The sequence below is a fragment of the Burkholderia sp. A2 genome, assembly GCF_001729305.1.
Taxonomy (GTDB): Bacteria; Pseudomonadota; Gammaproteobacteria; order Burkholderiales; family Burkholderiaceae; genus Burkholderia; species Burkholderia sola.
Genome location: NZ_LZXX01000096.1, coordinates 34,419 through 34,692, shown reverse-complemented (window position 1 = coordinate 34,692; position 274 = coordinate 34,419). Strand labels below are relative to the sequence as shown.

Below are 274 nucleotides of genomic sequence, written 5' to 3'. Positions count from 1 at the left end.
GCGCGAACGCGGGCTCGCGAACATCCGCACGCAGCAGGGTCCGGCCGAGCGGCTGCCGTTCGACACCGCGACGTTCGACTGGGTCGTGAGCCGGATGAGCGCGCATCACTGGCACGACATGCGCGCGGCGCTCGCCGAGGTGCGCCGCGTGCTGAAGCCGGGCGGCCGGGTGCTGATGATCGACATCGCCGGCAACGACCATCCGCTGCTCGATACGTACCTGCAGGCCGCGGAAGTGCTGCGCGACGCGTCGCACGTGCGCGACTACCGCGCG

1 protein-coding gene is annotated in these 274 nt (G+C 71.9%); it reads left to right on the top strand.

Going from position 1 to position 274, the window contains the following annotated elements; genetic code table 11:
* Positions 1-274 (top strand): class I SAM-dependent methyltransferase (locus A9Z05_RS17770; protein WP_141723428.1); only part of this gene is annotated, 274 nt, incomplete at both ends.